Consider the following 18,420-nt stretch of genomic DNA (forward strand, 5'->3'; position numbering starts at 1 on the left):
GGCTTGCTCGCGAAAGCGGAGTGTCAGGCAACGATGATGTCGACTGACACTCCGTCTTCGCGAGCAAGCCCGCTCCCACAGGGTTCAGGGTTGAACCACAGCCCCCGGCACCAACGGCAATTCAAGGCTGGCAATAAATCCGCCCTCCGGGTGATTGGCCAGCACCAGACTGCCGCCATGGCGCTCCGCCGCACGACGCGCAATGGCCAGCCCGAGGCCATGCCCGGCCGCTGTTTGCCCCGGTGCCCGATAGAACGGTTCAGCCAGCTGATTCAAATGCTCGGTTTCTACGCCAGGGCCGTGATCGCGCACGCTGACCACAATCCTGTCGCCCTGACGCAACGCCTGCATTTCGATCGGTTGCCCGACCGGGTTAAAGCGCTGGGCATTGCGTAGCAGGTTGTCCACGGCGCGCTCGATCATGGTCGGCCAGCCTTTGAGGTTCAGTTGCGGCTCGACTTCAAGGTGCACGTTCTGCTCGGGCGAACCCAACTGAGCGTCTTTTTGCAGGGTAGTGAGCAGCGCGTTTAGATCGACTTCTTCGGCACTGGCGTTGTCGGCATCGACGCGCGCCAGTACCAGGATTTCGCTGATCAACGCTTCCAGTCGATCGCATTCACGGGTCAGGCGTGGCCAGAGTTTTTCCCGCTCCTCAGGGTTGGCCCGCTCGGCCAGTGCCAAGGCAATGCGCAGTCGGGCCAAGGGTGAGCGTAATTCGTGAGACACGTCCCGCAGTAATTGCCGCTGGCTGCCGATCAGGCTTTGCAGGCGTGCGCCCATGCGATTGAAGTCGTTGGCCAGCACACCGAATTCATCGCGGCGGTTGGCCAGTTTCGCCAGGCTGTTTTGTTGATACGTTGTCTGCCCCAGGTCATGCACGGCGCTTCGTAAACGGCTCAGTGGTCGCGTGATGGAAAAGGTCACCAGCAAGCTGAACAGAGTCAACACCACCAGTGCGATGCCCAGTGCACTCAACGGCCAGAGCAGGCTTTCGCGGTGCCAGGCGTCCAGTTCCGGGTGCGGGACGCGATAGATCAGCAGATAGGTGTCGCCTGTCTTGGCGCTGGTGTATTCATCGGTCAGACGCCGCCATGGCAGGCGTCGATCATCGTTGTTCTGTCGTGCTTCGAAGGCCGCCGCCCGCCGTGGAAAGGTACCGCGTACCACCGGGTCACCTGCCTCGTTGAGCACTTGAACGTTGATGTGATACTGACGCTTGCGCTGTTCCAGAATGTCCTGGGCGGCTTCTTCTCCCTGGCTTTCGTAAGTTTGCGTCCACTGTTCGGCCAAGGTGTTGAGGCCCGGGTGGCGACTGAGAATCCACGCGTCCTGGTTGAGCATGTGCCCGAGCAGAATGGAAAGCCCTGCAACCAGAGCGATGGCCAGCCAGAAGCTGGCCAGAATACGCCAGAACAATGAGCGCACAGAAAATCCTCAAACAAGCGCAATCCATGTGGGAGCGGGCCAATGTGGCGAGGGGGCTTGCCCCCGTTCGGCTGCGAAGCAGTCGTAAACCATTACCTGCGGTTTAACTTTGAAATGTCGGGGCCGCTTCGCGACCCAACGGGGGCAAGCCCCCTCGCCACACAAGCCCGCTCCCACATTAGACTGAGTGGTATCAGACCCAACGGTGTTAGCCGTCGGGTCCGGGGTTAGCGCATTATTGCGCTTTTTGCGCTTGCTGCGCTTTCCAGGCCTTGAACTCGGCCCATTCGGCGCGACGCTCAGCCTTTTTCTTCTGGATCTCGTCGAATTGCTTCTGTTGATCCGGTTTCAGCAGTGCGCGAACGTCGGCTTCGGCTTTCTTGTGCTTGGCCGCCATCTCGTCTTTCAGGGCTTTCTGATCGGCTGGCGAGAGTTTTTCCAGGTACTTGTCGACCAATTGCTGACGCTCATGCATCTGCTCGCCCATGATCTTGCGGATTTGCTCGCGCTGTTCGCGGCTCAGGTCCAGTTGGCTGTAAGGGCCTTTACCGTGCATGCCGTGCATCTGACCGCCGTGGCGTGAGCCGTCCATGTGATCACCCATCGGACCTGTGCCTTCAGGCATGGCCATGGCAACGGTCGGCAGGGCGGCAGCAAACATCAGAGCGATAAGAGTCTTGCGCATGGTGTATCTCCTTGTCTCGTTCCCGGTACGTTCCGGATGTGTGCAGATTACGCAGATCAAGGTCAGCGGCGGTCAGCGGAGCGTAAAGCTTGGGTAAAGAGGGTCTTGTGCCGACCTGACAAAACCCCACAGCTACCAGTCTGTGGCGAGGGAGCTTGCTCCCGCTGGACTGCGTAGCAGTCCCGCTTTGGGGGCCGCTTCGCAGCCCAGCGGGAGCAAGCTCCCTCGCCACAGGTTGTGCTTGTCCAGTTCTTTCTCGGTTCTTACAGGCTGTAATAGTAACCACGACTGCGCAGGGCCACGATGCGCGGGCGGCCGTCGGGGTGTGGGCCGATTTTTTTGCGCAGGTTGCTCACGTGCATGTCCAGGCTGCGGTCGTACAGGGTCAGTTTGCGACCGAGGGCGATTTGTGCCAGTTCCTGTTTATCCAGCGGTTCGCCGGGTTGCTTGAGCAGGGCTTCGAGCAGGCGGCTTTCGGAGACAGTGAGGGTGAACTCCTGTTCATCGATGCTGACCACGCCACGCACCGGGCTGAAGCACAAGTCACCCAATTCGAGCTGGCTGGAAACTGCCGTCGGATGACTGCGGCGCAACACTGCGCGCAGGCGCGCTGTCAGCTCTCGTGGGTCGCACGGTTTGGCCAGGTAATCATCGGCACCGAGTTCCAGGCCGAGGATGCGATCCAGCGGTTCGCCACGGGCCGAAAGCATCAGCACCGGTAAATCCGGATGGTCACTGCGCAGTTGCTTGAGCAGTTCCAGGCCACTGCCATCCGGCAGCATCACGTCCAGCACCACGGCCGCCGGGGAAGTTTCGGCCAACGCCCGGCGCGCGCTCTGGCCATCGTGGCAGGCGCGGACCTGAAAGCCTTCCTGGCTCAGCCAACTACTCAGGAGCTCACACAGCTCCTGGTCATCATCAATTAATAACAGCTCGCTCATGACTCACTCAATTTAGCCATTGCCGACGTTTTCTGGTTGCACCACTGGCGAAGATACCGCAGAGCAAGGCCAATAGCGCTACTGCGCCCCCAATCACGAACCATTGCTGCTGATCTGTCAGCAGGCGTGGCAGCGGGCTGCTGGCCTGAGCCTCCTTGAGTTGCAGCTTGAGGCGCTGATTCTCCTGGCGCAACCGGCTCAACTGAGCGCTTTCGCGTTCGCCATCGGTATTTTGCAGTTGTTTGCTCAGCTCTTCTCGTTGCTGCTCGCTTGCCTTCAAGCGCTGCTGCAACTCGGTGATCTGGCTGCCGGCGCTCAAGGACAGCGGCGTCGAACTACCGCCATTGGCGCTTTCTTCACCATGGGCGGGCGCCATGATCGACAACGTCACCAACATCAGACACAACGGACCTTTGCGCATCGCAACTCCTGATTCCAATACGAGTATTGGGCAGGTTGTCGGCCGGTAAACGAGAATAATGAGCGATTGAACACGCGATGAACCGACAAGGTTCATCGCGCTGAAGGACTTTACGGCAGGACTTGCTTGAACGGCTTGACCAAAACGTTGGCGTAGACGCCTGCGGCAATGTACGGGTCGGCATCGGCCCAGGCCTGTGCGGCGCTCAGCGAATCGAATTCGGCAACGATCAGGCTGCCGGTGAAACCCGCCGCGCCCGGATCATTGCTGTCGACGGCCGGGTGCGGGCCGGCCAGTACGATACGACCTTCGCCTTTAAGCACTTGCAGTCGCTCAAGGTGCGCAGGCCGTGCGGCCAGGCGGGCTTCCAGGGAGTTGGCGACGTCTGTGGCAATGATTGCGTAAAGCATGTCAGTCCTCGGTTTTTGGCGTGGTGGTATCGGCGTCGTGCAGGTGGCGGGACAGGTAAATGCCCTGGGCGACCAGGAACAGCAACGTCATGCCCAGGCTGCCGAAGACTTTGAAGTCGACCCAGTAGCTCTGGAACGTAAACGCGACGAACAGGTTGGCGGCGCCGCAAAACAGGAAAAACCCGATCCAGGCGATGTTCAGACGGGTCCAGACCGGCTCTGGCAGGGTCAGCGCGTGGCCCATGATGCGTTTGATCAACAGTTGATCACCGATGAAGTGGCTGCCGATGAACCCGAGGGCGAACAGCCAGTTGACCACCGGGGCTTTCCATTTCAGGAAGGTCTCGCTGTGGAACGCCAGGGTCAGGCTACCGAAGACCAGGCAGGCGATGAGGGTCAGCCACTGGCTCTTCTCCAGCTTGCGCTGCTTGATGAACAGCGTGCCGTAAACCACCAGGGAGCTGATGATCAGCACTGCGGTGGCGCTGTAAATACCACCGACAGACAGTTGATAACCGCCGATATCGACGACCCGTGGATCGATTTTGAAGACGATGAAAAACAGCAGAAGCGGGATGAAGTCGATGAATTGTTTCACAGTGGCAGCCAGAAGCAGGATGTGGCGGCATAATAACAAACATATTGACGCGCGATAGCGTCAGCTGATTTGAGGTTACACAGTCCTGTGAATGTTGATTTGCACTGCCATAGCACGGCTTCCGACGGCGCCCTCGCGCCTGCGGTACTGGTTGCGCGTGCGTTCGAGAAAGGCGTGCGAGTCCTGGCCTTGACCGATCACGACACCCTTGAAGGCCTCGACGAGGCCCGTAGCGCCGCGACGGCGCTGGGGATGCAACTGGTCAATGGCGTCGAATTGTCCTGCACCTGGGGTGGGGCAACCATTCATGTGCTGGGCTACGGTTTCGACGTCAATGCGCCGCCGTTGGTCGAGGCCATCGCAACTTTGCACGATGGCCGCTGGCTACGGTCCGAAGAAATAAGCCGCAAGTTGGCGTTGAAAGGCATGCCGGGGGCGCTCGACGGCGCTCGGGCCATTCAACAGGAGCTGGGCGACAGCGGTAACGCGCCGGCCCGTCCGCACTTCGCCGACTGGATGGTGCGCGAAGGTTTCGTCAAGGATCGCGCCGAAGCGTTCCGCAAATGGTTGGGCGCCGGCAAACTGGGCGACGTCAAACAACACTGGCCGACCCTGGAAGACACTGTCGAAACCCTGCGCGCCGCGGGCGCCTGGGTCAGCCTGGCGCATCCCTGGCACTACGATTTCACTCGCAGCAAACGTCGCCGCCTGATTGCCGACTATATTCAAGCAGGGGGCCACGCGATTGAAGTGGTCAATGGCCATCAACCCGCCGAGCAGGTGGGCAGTTTGGCGATTCTAGCCCGCGAGTTTGGTCTGCTGGTCAGCGCCGGCAGTGATTTTCATGGCCCTGGAGGCTGGTCCGAGATCGGTGAATACCGCCCGCTCCCGGAGGATCTGCCGCCACTGTGGTGTCGATTCAAACATGACCCAATTATTGCCGTCGTCTGAACAGGTAGAGAATGTGAGTCAATTTTTCCAGATTCATCCGGAAAACCCGCAACCGCGCCTGATCAAACAGGCTGTCGAGATCATCCGCAACGGCGGGGTGGTGATTTATCCCACAGACTCTTCCTACGCCATTGGTTGCCAGATCGGCGACAAGAACGCCGTGGAACGCGTACGCCGGCTGCGTCAGTTGGATGAGAAGCACAACTTCGCGCTGATTTGCAGCGACCTGTCGCAGTTGGGGCTGTTTGCCAAGATCGATACCGGCACTTTCCGTGTGCTCAAGGCTCACTTGCCTGGCCCTTACACCTTCATTCTCAACGCCACCCGCGAAGTCCCGCGGCTGTTGCTGCACCCGAAAAAACGCACCATCGGCCTGCGAGTGCCAAGCCATCCGATTGCCCTGGCATTGCTGGAAGAACTCGGCGAGCCGCTGATGAGCGTGACCCTGATCATGCCCGGCGACACCGACCCGTTGAGCGATCCTTACGAAATGCGCCAGTTGCTTGAGCATCAGGTCGACCTGATCATCGACGGCGGTTTCGGCGGGATCAAGGCGTCCACCGTGATCAGCCTCGCCGACGGCGAACCGGAAATCATCCGCGTCGGTTGCGGCGACCCTGCGCCTTTCATGGCCGAGGCCTAGATGTCTGCAGTAGAACCCGTCGACAGCCAGGCCGGCGCCCAGCAAGAACTGCCTTTCGCCATGGTCTATGGCCAGGCGGTCATGGAAATGCCGCTGGACCTGTACATCCCGCCGGATGCGCTCGAGGTGTTTCTTGAAGCCTTCGAAGGCCCGCTCGACTTGCTGCTGTACCTGATCCGCAAACAGAACATCAATATCCTCGACATCCCGGTGGCGGAAATCACCCGGCAGTACATGGGCTATGTCGAGTTGATGCAGTCGGTGCGCCTGGAGCTGGCCGCCGAGTACCTGGTGATGGCCGCGATGCTCGCCGAGATCAAGTCGCGGATGCTGTTACCCCGTGCCGAGACGATCGAAGACGAAGAGGACGATCCTCGTGCTGAGCTGATTCGCCGCTTGCAGGAGTACGAGCGTTTCAAGGCTGCCGCCGAAGGCATCGATGGCCTGAGCCGCGTCGGCCGCGACGTGGTGGTGCCCAAGCTCGATGCCCCGGAAGCCCGGGCGCGCAAACTGTTGCCGGATGTGAGTCTGGGAGAGTTGCTGATGTCCATGGCCGAGGTCTTGCGCCGTGGCGACATGTTCGAAAGCCACCAGGTCAGCCGTGAAGCGCTGTCCACCCGCGAGCGCATGAGCGATGTGCTGGAACGGCTCAAGGGCGGCGGTTTTGTGCCCTTTGTCGAGCTGTTCACCGCTGAAGAAGGGCGCCTGGGGGTGGTGGTGACCTTTATGGCGATCCTCGAGCTGGTCAAGGAATCCTTGGTCGAGCTGGTGCAGAATGAGCCGTTCGCGGCGATCCATGTCCGGGCCCGAGCCGAATAACGAGTTGAATCATGAACCTGACTGAACCCCGCGAGCTGGCGCCACTGCTTGAAGCCTTTCTGTTGGCCTCGGGAAAACCGCAATCGCTTGAACGCCTGTTCGAACTCTTCGAAGAAGGCGAGCGGCCCGAGCCCCCTGTGTTCAAGAAAGCGCTGACGATTCTGGCCAAATCCTGCGATGGTCGTGCTTTCGAGTTGAAGGAAGTCGCCTCCGGGTATCGCCTGCAGATCCGCGAAAAGTTCGCGCCGTGGGTCGGACGTTTGTGGGAAGAGCGGCCGCAACGCTATTCCCGCGCCATGCTCGAAACCATGGCCCTGATCGCCTATCGCCAGCCAATCACCCGGGGCGAGATCGAAGACGTGCGCGGCGTGGCCGTCAACAGCCACATCGTGAAAACCCTGCTGGAGCGTGAGTGGATCCGCATCGTCGGTTACCGCGACGTACCCGGCAAACCGGCGATGTTCGCCACCACCAAGGCGTTTCTCGATCACTTCAACCTGAAGAATCTCGACGACCTGCCGCCACTCGCCGAACTGCGCGAGCTGGAACCCGATCCTGTGCTCGATTTTGACGACGCCCCCGTGCCTGCCAGCCTGCAGGAATTGGCTGATGCCAGCGCCGAGCCGGAAGAACCCAAGGAAGAAACCAGTTTCCACACTCTGTTGCTGGAACTGGACACCATGGAAGAGGGGCTCAAGACCGACTTCGATGATTTGTTGCGCGATGGGACGGTGACCGAGACGGAAGGGGAGTCGGTTCAACCCGAGCCTGAAACCGAAGTTGAACCTCAGGTCGAGGCTGACGCCGAAGTCGAACCAGAGCAGGAAGACGATATTCTTGGCGTCGCCGAAGCTCGCGAAAAGCTCCTGGCCGCTGTAGCCGCGCTTGAACAGCCGAAACCCGAGCCCGAATTGACCGACGAAGAAGCCGAAGCCCAGGCCCTCGCCGAAGCGATCGAAAACGAACGCCGCCAATTCGACGACTGACCCGAATCCTGTGGGAGCGAGCCTGCTCGCGATAGCGGTCTATCAGTCACTTTGATGCTGAATGTACTGCCGTCATCGCGAGCAGGCTCGCTCCCACAAGGGTTCCGTGTTCTCCGGTTGATTAAACTCGGCACCACCGTTCGGCGCAAAAGCAAATAACCGACTGTCGATCAGCTAGTCTCTGATGCGCGAACGTCTCCATGAGCGTATGATTCGCGACCCTTTGGCGATCTCTTCGTCAAACGACCAGCTTTCACATCTTCAGGCAAAAGCCTGAACAGACCACACCGGGAGGTGCCCAGATGAGTATCAACGACCAGAAAGACGACCAGGAAATCGGCCCAGCAGGCGAAAAGCTGCAGAAAGTCCTCGCCCGTATCGGCGTCGGCTCGCGCCGTGACGTAGAAGCCTGGATCAGCCACGGCCGCATCAAGGTCAATGGCAAAGACGCCACCCTCGGCCAGCGCGTCGACCTGCATGACGCCATCACCATCGATGGCCGGGTGATCAAGCGCGAAGAAGCCGCCGAGTCGGTACGTCGCGTGATCATGTACAACAAACCCGACGGTGAAATCTGCACCCGTAACGACCCTGAAGGTCGTCCGACCGTGTTTGACAAGATGCCGCGCCCGAAAGAAGGTCGCTGGATCAACATCGGTCGTCTGGACATCAACACCACCGGTTTGCTGATGTTCACCACCGACGGGGAATTGGCCAACCGCCTGATGCACCCATCCTACGAAATGGACCGTGAATACGCGGTACGTGTACGTGGCGAAGTCGACGACGAGATGATTGAACGCCTGAAGGCAGGCGTGGTGCTCGAAGACGGCCCGGCCAAGTTCACCGACATCAAACAGGCTCCGGGTGGCGAAGGTTTCAACCACTGGTACCACTGCGTGGTGATGGAAGGTCGTAACCGCGAAGTCCGTCGTCTGTGGGAATCCCAGGGCCTGGTGGTCAGCCGCCTGAAGCGCGTGCGTTTCGGTCCGGTGTTCCTCAACTCCGACCTGCCGATGGGCCGCTGGCGCGAAATGAGCCAGTACGAAGTCGACATTCTCAGTGCTGAAGTCGGCCTGACCCCGGTGGCGATGCCGCAAATGAACGCCAAGAGCAAAGACAAGCTTGAGCGTATGCAGCGCAAATCGTCCCGTCCGGTGGGCAAGACCGAACGCGTGCGTACCCTGCGTCCAGCTGCGGGTTCGACCGCCGCCAGCCCGCGCGAATCCCGCGAGCCACAGATCGAAGGCGAACGCCCGGCCCGCAAGCCAGCACCACGTCAGGACGGCGAGCGCAGTCCACGCACGCCACGTCCGGCCAACGGTCGCACTGAGCGTGGCGAAGGCCGTGGCGCGCCGTCCGGTGGTCGCAGCGATCGCGGTGCGCCTGCCGGTCGTGGTACGCCCGTGGCAGACCGCCCGGCCGACACCAAGCGCCCGGCCAAGCCGGCGCCGAAGAAACGCCCAGGCATCGTCCTGGTCGACCGTGACGCGCCATCGGGCAAACGCCGCGGTGCACCAGCCGGTTCCGGCCAGCGCCCGGGCTTCGGTCGTCGCAAGCCTGAGTAATCGGTGAGCGCTCCATGAAAAACGCCATCCCTCGGGATGGCGTTTTTTTTGGGGCTGTCTTTAGTTTTGTGGTGTTTGTGAGTTGATCGTTCCCACGCTCCGCGTGGGAATGCAGCCCGTGACGCTCCGCGTCACCTCTCGAAAGCGGACGCGGAGCGTCCATTGAGGCATTCCCACGCGGAGCGTGGGAACGATCAGCTAGAACACAAACCGCCGATCAAACACCGGGTCATCATCCAGCGCCAACACGCCGCCAGAGAAGATCAAATCCAGATGATGGCTACCCTTGGCACCTCCGCCCAAGCCAAGGTGCAAACCGCAATGGCGCTCCTCGAACCCGGCATTGCGTGCATACAAATCTTTCACGCCTTCGTTGGTGCCGATCCCCAGTTCCTCGATTCGCCGATTGGACGGATTGGCGTCCAGGTACTTGTTGAAGTCATGTTCCAGCCCCGGCACATCGGTGGCGATTTTGCTGATGGTGGAGTTCTCGATCCACAACTCCAGCGGTGACGCCAATACGCCGTACTTGCGGGCAAATGGAATCGTACTGAGGAAAGTCCCCATAAATTTCACCCGGCCATTAATGGCCTCGCTATGAGTAGCGATCTCGCCGGGCGCCAGATCGAAGTTGCCGATACCGTTGATGTCGGTCCACTTCTTGATACTGCTCAAGGGTGTTTCGAACCACGACCCATGATCATCTTTGAAACTCAGGGTGGTGGCGTGGGACATGCGCTGGATCAAGTGGCTATTCAACCCGGCAATTCGCTGCGGGGTGACACTGAAGGTGTCGTAGAAGTAATCGCCGTAATCCTTGAACAGCAATGACTTCTTCCAGTTCTGCGCCATCACGCCCTGCAGCGCACGGACAAATTCCGGGCCGTCGGGACGCGGGTTGGGCAGGGTGGAAGAGTCGTAGAAGAAAATGTACAGATCGCTGTCGGTAATCGCCTGCGCCAGCAATTCGGTGGGTTCGAGGTCCAGACGCATCGCGCTGAAGCTGAACCGTGGGCTGTTACCGGCCTGTTCGGCGATGGCGCAGGTATGTGCCTCGTAATCGGCGGTATGGCCGAGCAAGACCTTCGCCGGATTGATGCCGGCAACGGCAGGGTGATGTTCGAGGTAGTAAAGGAAATGCGAGATGGCCCGTTGCTTATCCATGTAATCCTCCCTGACAAACCGAGAAAGTGGCAGGCACGACCGGCCGGATCGTGCCTGCCGGGATGTCTTACAGAGGCCACATCGCCGTGCCGAACGGAACAACCGCGTCGGCTTGCATCATTTCGACGGCGGCTTCGTGGGTCGGTGCTTCAAACCAATCGTCCAGTTGCAGTTCAGTGTCCAAGTCTTTGTCCAGTGCTTGCATGGTGAATCTCCTAGATGACTTTTTCGGTAAGAACAGCGGCGTGCTTTTCACTCGTTGAAGAGCGCGTCAACGTGCCGGACGATGCAGTTCGGCAAGTCGCTGAAAACCTAGTTCACAGGGTTTTGGAATGCAAAAAAATAATTAAACAATTTTCATTTGAACTATTTATTCCATTTTTCGAAAGCCAGTTTTCTTAATAAAAAACAGAAAACTAAGCCGAAAATTTCCTTAGGAAGCTTCCTATCGTCAATTTACAGTCAGTTGACTTTTTGATCTGATTTGGAAAATTTACGTTACACCTTGTCAATAAAACCTTACGAAAAGGGCTCTCAAACCCCGTGGAATGCCGCGAGGGAAAGGTCTGTAAGGAAAACCTTCCGTCAGCCGGCGATTTTGTTCCCTTCAAGGGCTCTGGCGCGCTTGTTTCAGCAGCGTATGAAGGGTGAGATGCGCCCCATGCCTGTCGTGCAGGTGCATAACAAGAAGGAGGCGCAATGTACGCCGTGACTCATCTCCATCTCTCCCCCAAGGGCGATTTTTCCGCTGCCCTTATCGATGACCTGCAAAGGTCTGACTCAATTTTTGCAGTCGCCCGAGACCCTCGAGGCGGACACAGGCAATCCCGGCAACCGACGCGCTGATCCAGCGGTGTCTGGCAGCAGGGGGTTACAGGTGTACAATGCGCCGCGTTTTAACTGTGACCCTCTGCGCAACAGCGCAAACCTCAAGGCTATCCGCCTTGTTCACTCCGCCGCGTCACGAGCGTGTCGGGTTCGATTTCGTCACAGATAAAAACAAACAGGTGACGCATGACTGTCGTAAAAACGCTGAACTCCTGGTGCCTGCGCTGGGGTTTGATCGGCGCTGCTTGAAATCGCAACCGAGCAGCAACGTCTACTGAACATCATCAAACCTTGCGTGAGACCCTTTTCATGAGTGGACAAAACTCGCATTCAGGCGAGCTGAAACGCGGCCTGAAAAATCGCCATATTCAACTGATCGCCCTCGGTGGCGCGATCGGTACCGGGTTGTTCCTTGGCTCGGCCGGCGTGCTCAAATCCGCTGGCCCGTCGATGATTCTCGGCTACGCCATCTGCGGCTTCATCGCTTTCATGATCATGCGCCAACTCGGCGAAATGATCGTCGAAGAGCCAGTCGCCGGTTCCTTCAGCCACTTCGCCCACAAATACTGGGGCGGTTTTGCCGGCTTCCTGTCGGGCTGGAACTGCTGGATTCTGTACATTCTGGTGGGCATGTCCGAGCTGACCGCGGTCGGCAAATACATCCACTACTGGGCGCCGGATATCCCGACCTGGGTCTCGGCAGCCGGTTTCTTCGTGTTGATCAACCTGATCAACCTGGCCAACGTCAAAGTCTTCGGTGAGGCCGAGTTCTGGTTCGCGATCATCAAGGTTGTGGCGATTGTCGGCATGATCGCCCTGGGCAGCTACTTGTTGGTCAGCGGCAACGGCGGCCCACAAGCCTCCGTGACCAACCTGTGGGAACACGGCGGCTTCTTCCCGAACGGCGTCAGCGGTCTGGTGATGGCCATGGCGATCATCATGTTCTCCTTCGGCGGCCTGGAAATGCTCGGTTTCACCGCAGCCGAAGCGGACAAACCGAAAACCGTGATCCCGAAAGCGATCAACCAGGTGATCTACCGGATTTTGATTTTCTACATCGGTGCGCTGGTGGTCCTGCTGTCGCTGACGCCTTGGGACAGCCTGCTGACGACGCTGAACGCGTCCGGCGATGCCTACAGCGGTAGCCCGTTCGTGCAAGTGTTCTCGATGCTCGGCAGCAACACCGCCGCGCACATCCTCAACTTCGTGGTCCTGACTGCGGCGCTGTCGGTGTACAACAGCGGCACCTACTGCAACAGCCGTATGCTGCTGGGCATGGCCGAGCAGGGCGATGCGCCGAAAGCCTTGTCGAAGATCGACAAGCGTGGCGTGCCGGTGCGTTCGATTCTGGCGTCGGCTGCCGTGACCCTGGTCGCGGTGCTGCTGAACTACCTGGTTCCGCAACATGCGCTGGAACTGTTGATGTCGTTGGTGGTGGCCACTTTGGTAATCAACTGGGCGATGATCAGCTTCTCGCACTTCAAGTTCCGTCAGCACATGGACAAGACCAAACAGACGCCGCTGTTCAAGGCCCTGTGGTACCCGTACGGCAACTATGTTTGCCTGGCGTTCGTGGTGTTCATCCTTGGCGTGATGCTGCTGATCCCGGGCATCCAGATCTCGGTGTATGCGATTCCAGTGTGGGTTGCGTTCATGTGGGTCTGCTACGGCATCAAGAACAAGCGCAGCGCCCAGCAGGCGTTGCAGGCCGCAGGTTCCGCTGCCAAGTAAGTGCAAAGCGCAGAAACAACAAACCCGGCCATGTGCCGGGTTTGTCATTTATGGGTTCCGTACAAAATCCTGTGGGAGCGTGGCTTGCCCGCGATTCAGGCGCCGCGGTTCATCAGGCATACCGCGTTATCGTTCATCGCGGGCAAGCCACGCTCCCACAGGGGCCGCATTCCTTCTGTCTATTCGCGGTATCCTGCTTGTTCTGAATACGGATTTTTTTCCATGCTGGTGATTTCCAACAACGTGCATCTGCCGGATGCCGAGATCGAGTTGACGGCCATTCGCGCCCAAGGCGCCGGTGGGCAGAACGTCAATAAGGTTTCCAGCGCCATGCACCTGCGCTTCGACATTCCGGCCTCGTCCTTGCCCGAGTTCTACAAGGAACGGCTGCTGGCGCTGCGTGACAGTCGCATCACCAGCGACGGCGTGTTGATCATCAAGGCCCAGCAATACCGCACGCAGGAACAGAACCGCGCTGATGCGCTGGAGCGCCTGACCGAGTTGATCCTCAGTGCCACCAAGGTCGAGAAGAAACGCCGCCCGACCAAGCCGACACTCGGTTCGAAAAAGCGTCGGCTCGAATCAAAGACCAAGCGCGGCAGCATCAAGGCTGGGCGCGGAAAGGTCGACTTTTAACGCGCTTCTCTTTCTTCACGATACTTTGGCGCCTGCCGGTACAAGTAAACGCTTAGCATCAATCCGCTCAAAGCGGCCAACGCGGCAAACAGGAAGATCGAGGCAAAACCAAACCCCGCCGCAATCGCACCCGCCAGCGGTCCGGTGATCCCCAGCGACAAATCGATGAACAACGAATACGCCCCGACTGCCGCGCCACGGCTGGAGGCGGGCACCAGGTTGACCGCTTCCACGCCCAAGGCCGGGAACACCAGCGAAAAACCGAAACCGCTCAGCGCCGCGCCGGCCAGTGCCCAATGGGCGTCGGGTGCCAGCCACAGCAGCAACAGTCCGAGGGTTTCCACCGACAGGCAGGCAATCGCCACGCGAAAGCCGCCGAGGCGATTGATCAGGTTACCGAACAACAATCGCGCACCGATAAAACTGGCGCCAAACAGGCTCAGGCACAGCACCGCGTTGGACCACTGCTGAGTGGCGTAATACAGGGTAATGAATGTGGCGATGGTGCCAAAGCCGATGGAACCCAAGGCCAGACCGCAACCGTGAGGAAACACCCGCCCCAGCACGTGCATGAACGGCAGGCGTTCGCCGACAACGATCGGTGCGGCGGTTTTTGGCCAGGCCAGCGCCAGACCCAGAACGGCCAACAGCACGATGCTCACGCCCATGCTCCACAAACCCAGTTGACTCACCAGTAACACCCCCAGCGGCGCGCCGACCGCCAGCGCACCGTAACTGGCGATGCCGTTCCAGGAGATGACCTTGGCGGTGTTCGCTGCGCCGACCCGGCCGATGCCCCAGCCGATCGACCCGGAACCGACCAGGCTTTCCGCGCTGCCGAGCACCAGTCGGCCGATCAACAGGCTGATCAGGCTTAATGTCGGCAGGCTTTGCGTCCAGGCCGAAATCAACATGAACACACCGCTCAAACCACAGCCGGCGAGGCCGTACATCACCGCCAGTTTGCTGCCCTTGTTGTCGATGATGCGCCCGGCGTAAGGACGGCTGAGCAGGGTGGCCAGGTATTGCACGCTGATCACCAGCCCGGCGATCACGGCGCCGAAACCGAGGTCGCTGTGGACGTAGCCCGGCAATACAGCCAGGGGAATGCCGATATTCAGGTAACCGATGAACGTGAACAGGACGATGGAAACGACTTGCAGCGTGACCGCCATGGGGCGCTGGGTTTCTGACATGGGTAAAGGTCCACGGGGCAGCAGGATAGATAGGCTGCTTATGATAGCGGCGTGAACGGTCGCGGGGCGTGAAAAAGTAAAACTATTTGCCAGGCGGGGTGAGTCAGGTTTTGGCGGGGGCAACCAGTTGCGTCGTGACCAGAGCGGCCAGGGCGTTTTCTTCGCTGCCGAAGCGGGCCAGCAACGCGGCTTGTTTCTCGGGGGAAAGGCGGTTCCAGATCTCGATCATCTTCTCGGCGGTGCCGATCAGGACGCTGGCCTGGGTTGCACTGAATTCGTCGGTCATGGGAAAGCTCAAGGTTCAGGCGGTGTGGAAAGCGCATATTAGCGCTTTCCACACGGTCTGGTCGTGCGGGTGGATCAGTCTTCGCTGTCGGCCTGGCGGCGTTCAGGTGCTTCTTTCATCTCGGGCTGTTGGGCACCGGCTTGTTGCGTGGTTGTCTGCTCAGTTTCGTGCAGGCTTGGGAAGGGGAGATTAGGGATCTCGTGCATGTCGCGCTCCTCGCTAAGTCTGTTGATAGATCTGGTAGATCCGCGCTTTTAAAAAAGCCTGCGCAGGATACAGCAGGAGAAATGACAAATAGACTTTTATATCCATTTGTTGCGACGGATGGGATTGTCTAGACAGGTCTGTGTAGGCGCTGGTGGAGCCTGCGATGATCGTTCCCACGCGGAGCGTGGGAACGATCATTGGGGGAGGGTTATTTGCAGACGTCAGCGATGGCTTCTGCCAGCAGATCCAGGCGTGTCGCATCAATCCCCGCCACGTTAGCCCGGCCTGAGCTGACCATGTAAACGCTGTGGCGTTCACGCAGCTGTTTGACCTGTTCCGGCGACAAACCGGTGTAGGAAAACATCCCGCGTTGCACACCGATGTGCGCAAATCGCTCACGCAAGCCATGGGGTTCAAGTGCTTCGACCAGACCGCTGCGCAACTGGGCGATACGCAAACGCATGGCTTCCACTTCGTCGGCCCAGCGGCTTTTCAGCTCTGGATCGCCGAGGATGGTCGCGACCACGGCGGCGCCATGATCCGGCGGCGTCGACCACAGGTTACGGGCGATGTTGGCCAGTTGGCTGCGGATATCCACCAGCTTGTCGGCGGTTTTCGCGCAGACAATCAGTGCGCCGGTGCGGTCGCGGTACAGGCCGAAGTTCTTCGAGCAGGAACTGGTGATCAGCACTTCCGGCAACTCGGCGGCGAACAACCGCGTCGACCAGGCATCTTGCTCCAGGCCGTCGCCGAACCCCTGATAGGCGAAGTCGATCAGAGGTAGCAAATCGCGACTGCGTACCACGTCCAGCACCCGACGCCAATCGTCATGGGACAAATCGAAACCGGTCGGGTTGTGGCAGCATGCGTGCAGCAGCACCACATCGCCTTTGGGTGCTTGATTGAGCACCGCCAGCATCGCTTCCACATCGAGACGGTTGTCGCTGCCCACGTACGGGTAATGACTGACCTTGACCCCGGCCGCCGCGAAAATGGTTTCGTGGATCGGCCAGGTCGGGTTGCTCAACCACACGCCACGGCCCGGCAAGCATTGGGCGATGAAGTCAGCGCTCAAACGCAATGCGCCAGTGCCGCCCGGCGTTTGAGTGGCGCCGGCCCGTTGTTCGGCGATCAGCGCTGAATCAGCGCCAAGCACCAACTCGTTGATCACCTTGCCGAACGCTGCATCGCCGTGACCGCCGATGTAGGTCTTGGTGGGCTGACGATCCACCAGGCGCTGCTCGGCGAGCTTCACCGCTTCGGGGATCGGCGTCAGGCCCTGGGCGTCTTTGTAGACACCCACGCCAAGGTCGAATTTGCGCGGGTTAGGGTCCTGCGCAAAGGCCTCCATCAGGCCGAGAATCGGGTCGCCTGGTACTCGACCGATGGCGTCGAAATGCATTATTTGCGGCCCTCGGCGTTCTTCGCCACTTCGTCAGTGCGCGCGGCCATGATGAAGTCGTTGCGGTGCAGGCCTTTGATGGAGTGGCTCCACCAGGTCACGGTGACTTTGCCCCACTCGGTCAGCAGGCCTGGGTGGTGACCTTCGGCCTCGGAAATTTCACCGACGGCGTTGGTGAACGCCAGCGCGTGTTTGAAGTTCTTGAACAGGAAAACTTTTTCCAGCTGCATCACGCTGTCGCGAACTTCGATGTTCCAGTCAGGGATCTGCTTGATCAGGATCGGCAATTCTTCGTCGCTGACCTGAGGGGCGTCGGCGCGGCAGGCTTCGCAATGGGCTTGGTTTAATGTGGACATGATGTGTTCCTGAAATCGAGTGTTTTGAAAAACGGTCGTCAGTGGGACCACGCTAAAGCAAAGCGGCGATCCGTAACAGACTCACTTGATGCCAAAAGACGCGGGTCACGCGGCTTTTGGCGGAAATTTCGGCGCGCGCAACCCCAGCTGCATACCTTGCTTGACCATGCCCATGATGTCTTCGTGGGCCAGATCGAACAGGCGCTTGAGGTTCGGCAGGACAAAGTACAGCGGTTGCAGAATGTCGATGCGGTACGGCGTGCGCATGCATTCCAGCGGGTCGAAGGCCTGATGCTCAGGCTCGTTCGACAAGCAGTAAACGGTTTCTTTGGGCGAGGACAGAATGCCGCCGCCATAGATGCGCAGGCCTTGCGGCGTGTCGACCAGGCCGAACTCGATGGTCATCCAGTACAGGCGCGCCAGGTACACGCGTTCTTCCTTGGAGGCCTGTAGGCCCAGTTTGCCGTAGGTGTGGGTGAATTCGGCAAACCAGGGGTTGGTCAGCAGCGGACAGTGGCCAAAGATCTCGTGGAAAATGTCCGGTTCTTGCAGGTAATCCAGCTCTTCGCGGGTACGAATAAACGTCGCCACCGGGAACTGCTTGTTCGCCAGCAATTCGAAAAAGGTCTGGAAGGGAATCAGTGCGGGGACTCGGGCAACCTGCCAACCGGTGGTTTCACCGAGGACCTTGTTGATTTCACCGAGTTGCGGAATGCGGTCGTGGGGCAGACCGAGTTTTTCGATACCGTCCAGGTATTCCTGGCACGCACGGCCCTCGACCACTTTCAGTTGGCGAGTGATCAGCGTGTTCCACACCGCGTGTTCTTCGGCGGGGTAGTCGATAAAACCTTGCGCATCGGGCTCACGAGCCACGTATTGCGTCTGCTTCATGCTGCTCTCCTGCTAGGGGATTCGTTCTTGTTGTGTGTACAGCTATGGACCTAGAAATACTCCAAGGCGTGCGGTGTTGCAGCAGGTGATTGTCGTTGCATGCAGGAAAAATCTGCACTTTTCGTAAAATATTCGTTACGGATTGATCGCTGCGGCGCAAGTATTGATATTTGCGGGTTTGAAATGGCTCACAGGTGTCACATAATCTTGACGACTATTTGAGTGCCTCGGCAGAAAAATACGTCGGTCTGGCAAGTACCCCTGTGGGAGCGGGTT

Annotated in this window: 21 protein-coding genes; 7 read left to right on the top strand and 14 right to left on the bottom strand. The window is 59.2% G+C overall.

Annotation, left to right across the window (positions count from 1 at the left end; genetic code table 11):
• Positions 1-84: 84 nt before the first annotated feature.
• The 6 genes from ACQKPC_RS27635 to ACQKPC_RS27660 form a co-directional block, all read right to left on the bottom strand.
• A complete protein-coding gene (locus ACQKPC_RS27635; RefSeq protein ID WP_427627761.1) occupies positions 85-1,425 on the bottom strand; it encodes a sensor histidine kinase in 1,341 nt (446 codons plus the stop codon).
• A gap of 235 nt (positions 1,426-1,660) precedes the next feature.
• Positions 1,661-2,110: a Spy/CpxP family protein refolding chaperone gene (locus ACQKPC_RS27640; RefSeq protein WP_427627763.1), complete on the bottom strand. Its 450-nt coding sequence runs from the start codon at positions 2,108-2,110 to the stop codon at positions 1,661-1,663.
• A gap of 263 nt (positions 2,111-2,373) precedes the next feature.
• Complete coding sequence (locus ACQKPC_RS27645) at positions 2,374-3,051, bottom strand: response regulator transcription factor (RefSeq protein WP_008010984.1); 678 nt, start codon at positions 3,049-3,051, stop codon at positions 2,374-2,376.
• A gap of 7 nt (positions 3,052-3,058) precedes the next feature.
• A complete protein-coding gene (locus tag ACQKPC_RS27650) occupies positions 3,059-3,472 on the bottom strand; it encodes a translation initiation factor 2 (protein WP_427627765.1) in 414 nt (137 codons plus the stop codon).
• Positions 3,473-3,582: 110 nt separating this feature from the next.
• Entirely contained in the window at positions 3,583-3,882 is a 300-nt protein-coding gene (locus tag ACQKPC_RS27655) for a YciI family protein (protein ID WP_007984134.1), read from the bottom strand.
• A 1-nt stretch (position 3,883) separates the two neighbouring features.
• On the bottom strand, positions 3,884-4,480 hold the full coding sequence (locus ACQKPC_RS27660; protein ID WP_123495966.1) for a septation protein A: 597 nt from the start codon (positions 4,478-4,480) through the stop codon (positions 3,884-3,886).
• Positions 4,481-4,567: 87 nt separating this feature from the next.
• Between ACQKPC_RS27660 and ACQKPC_RS27665 the strand changes: the two genes are divergently transcribed.
• The 5 genes from ACQKPC_RS27665 (at position 4,568) to rluB (ending at position 9,447) form a co-directional block, all read left to right on the top strand.
• Entirely contained in the window at positions 4,568-5,431 is an 864-nt protein-coding gene (locus ACQKPC_RS27665; protein ID WP_427627768.1) for a PHP domain-containing protein, read from the top strand.
• A 13-nt stretch (positions 5,432-5,444) separates the two neighbouring features.
• Complete coding sequence (locus ACQKPC_RS27670) at positions 5,445-6,074, top strand: L-threonylcarbamoyladenylate synthase (RefSeq protein WP_032830619.1); 630 nt, start codon at positions 5,445-5,447, stop codon at positions 6,072-6,074.
• A 60-nt stretch (positions 6,075-6,134) separates the two neighbouring features.
• On the top strand, positions 6,135-6,893 hold the full coding sequence (locus ACQKPC_RS27675; protein WP_177319506.1) for a segregation and condensation protein A: 759 nt from the start codon (positions 6,135-6,137) through the stop codon (positions 6,891-6,893).
• 11 nt (positions 6,894-6,904) lie between these two features.
• Complete coding sequence (gene scpB / locus ACQKPC_RS27680) at positions 6,905-7,879, top strand: SMC-Scp complex subunit ScpB (RefSeq protein ID WP_427627770.1); 975 nt, start codon at positions 6,905-6,907, stop codon at positions 7,877-7,879.
• Positions 7,880-8,181: 302 nt separating this feature from the next.
• The gene (rluB, locus tag ACQKPC_RS27685) at positions 8,182-9,447 is read left to right on the top strand and encodes a 23S rRNA pseudouridine(2605) synthase RluB (RefSeq protein ID WP_192345682.1); all 1,266 of its coding nucleotides are present in this window, start codon (positions 8,182-8,184) and stop codon (positions 9,445-9,447) included.
• Between the two features lie 198 nt (positions 9,448-9,645).
• Here the strand turns inward: rluB and ACQKPC_RS27690 are convergent, their stop codons facing one another.
• Positions 9,646-10,611: a hypothetical protein gene (locus ACQKPC_RS27690; protein WP_008010991.1), complete on the bottom strand. Its 966-nt coding sequence runs from the start codon at positions 10,609-10,611 to the stop codon at positions 9,646-9,648.
• 67 nt (positions 10,612-10,678) lie between these two features.
• On the bottom strand, positions 10,679-10,816 hold the full coding sequence (locus ACQKPC_RS27695) for a hypothetical protein (protein ID WP_007938535.1): 138 nt from the start codon (positions 10,814-10,816) through the stop codon (positions 10,679-10,681).
• Positions 10,817-11,748: 932 nt separating this feature from the next.
• Here ACQKPC_RS27695 and ACQKPC_RS27700 point away from each other — a divergent pair.
• Together ACQKPC_RS27700 and arfB are read left to right on the top strand one after the other, a co-directional pair.
• On the top strand, positions 11,749-13,170 hold the full coding sequence (locus ACQKPC_RS27700) for an amino acid permease (protein ID WP_427627773.1): 1,422 nt from the start codon (positions 11,749-11,751) through the stop codon (positions 13,168-13,170).
• A gap of 222 nt (positions 13,171-13,392) precedes the next feature.
• Entirely contained in the window at positions 13,393-13,806 is a 414-nt protein-coding gene (gene arfB, locus ACQKPC_RS27705; protein WP_427627775.1) for an alternative ribosome rescue aminoacyl-tRNA hydrolase ArfB, read from the top strand.
• Here the strand turns inward: arfB and ACQKPC_RS27710 are convergent.
• From ACQKPC_RS27710 to phhA, 6 genes are all read right to left on the bottom strand, one after another.
• Positions 13,803-15,002 carry an MFS transporter gene (locus ACQKPC_RS27710; protein WP_427627777.1) on the bottom strand — a complete coding sequence of 400 codons (1,200 nt, stop codon included), beginning with the start codon at positions 15,000-15,002 and terminating at the stop codon, positions 13,803-13,805. The two genes, arfB and ACQKPC_RS27710, sit on opposite strands and share 4 nt — an antisense overlap.
• A gap of 103 nt (positions 15,003-15,105) precedes the next feature.
• Positions 15,106-15,288 carry a hypothetical protein gene (locus tag ACQKPC_RS27715; protein ID WP_427627779.1) on the bottom strand — a complete coding sequence of 61 codons (183 nt, stop codon included), beginning with the start codon at positions 15,286-15,288 and terminating at the stop codon, positions 15,106-15,108.
• Between the two features lie 74 nt (positions 15,289-15,362).
• Entirely contained in the window at positions 15,363-15,494 is a 132-nt protein-coding gene (locus ACQKPC_RS27720; protein ID WP_256348506.1) for a hypothetical protein, read from the bottom strand.
• 209 nt (positions 15,495-15,703) lie between these two features.
• Positions 15,704-16,897, bottom strand: a complete 1,194-nt coding sequence (locus tag ACQKPC_RS27725; protein ID WP_427627781.1) for an amino acid aminotransferase — start codon at positions 16,895-16,897, stop codon at positions 15,704-15,706.
• Positions 16,897-17,253 (bottom strand): 4a-hydroxytetrahydrobiopterin dehydratase, encoded by a 357-nt coding sequence (locus ACQKPC_RS27730; protein ID WP_010457024.1) that lies wholly within the window; start codon positions 17,251-17,253, stop codon positions 16,897-16,899. The genes ACQKPC_RS27725 and ACQKPC_RS27730 overlap by 1 nt, the downstream gene beginning before the upstream one ends.
• Before the next feature lie 105 nt (positions 17,254-17,358).
• Positions 17,359-18,144 (bottom strand): phenylalanine 4-monooxygenase, encoded by a 786-nt coding sequence (phhA, locus tag ACQKPC_RS27735; RefSeq protein WP_008074887.1) that lies wholly within the window; start codon positions 18,142-18,144, stop codon positions 17,359-17,361.
• Positions 18,145-18,420 lie beyond the last annotated feature (276 nt).

The sequence above is a fragment of the Pseudomonas sp. NPDC089918 genome (genome assembly GCF_050280605.1).
Lineage (GTDB): Bacteria > Pseudomonadota > Gammaproteobacteria > Pseudomonadales > Pseudomonadaceae > Aquipseudomonas.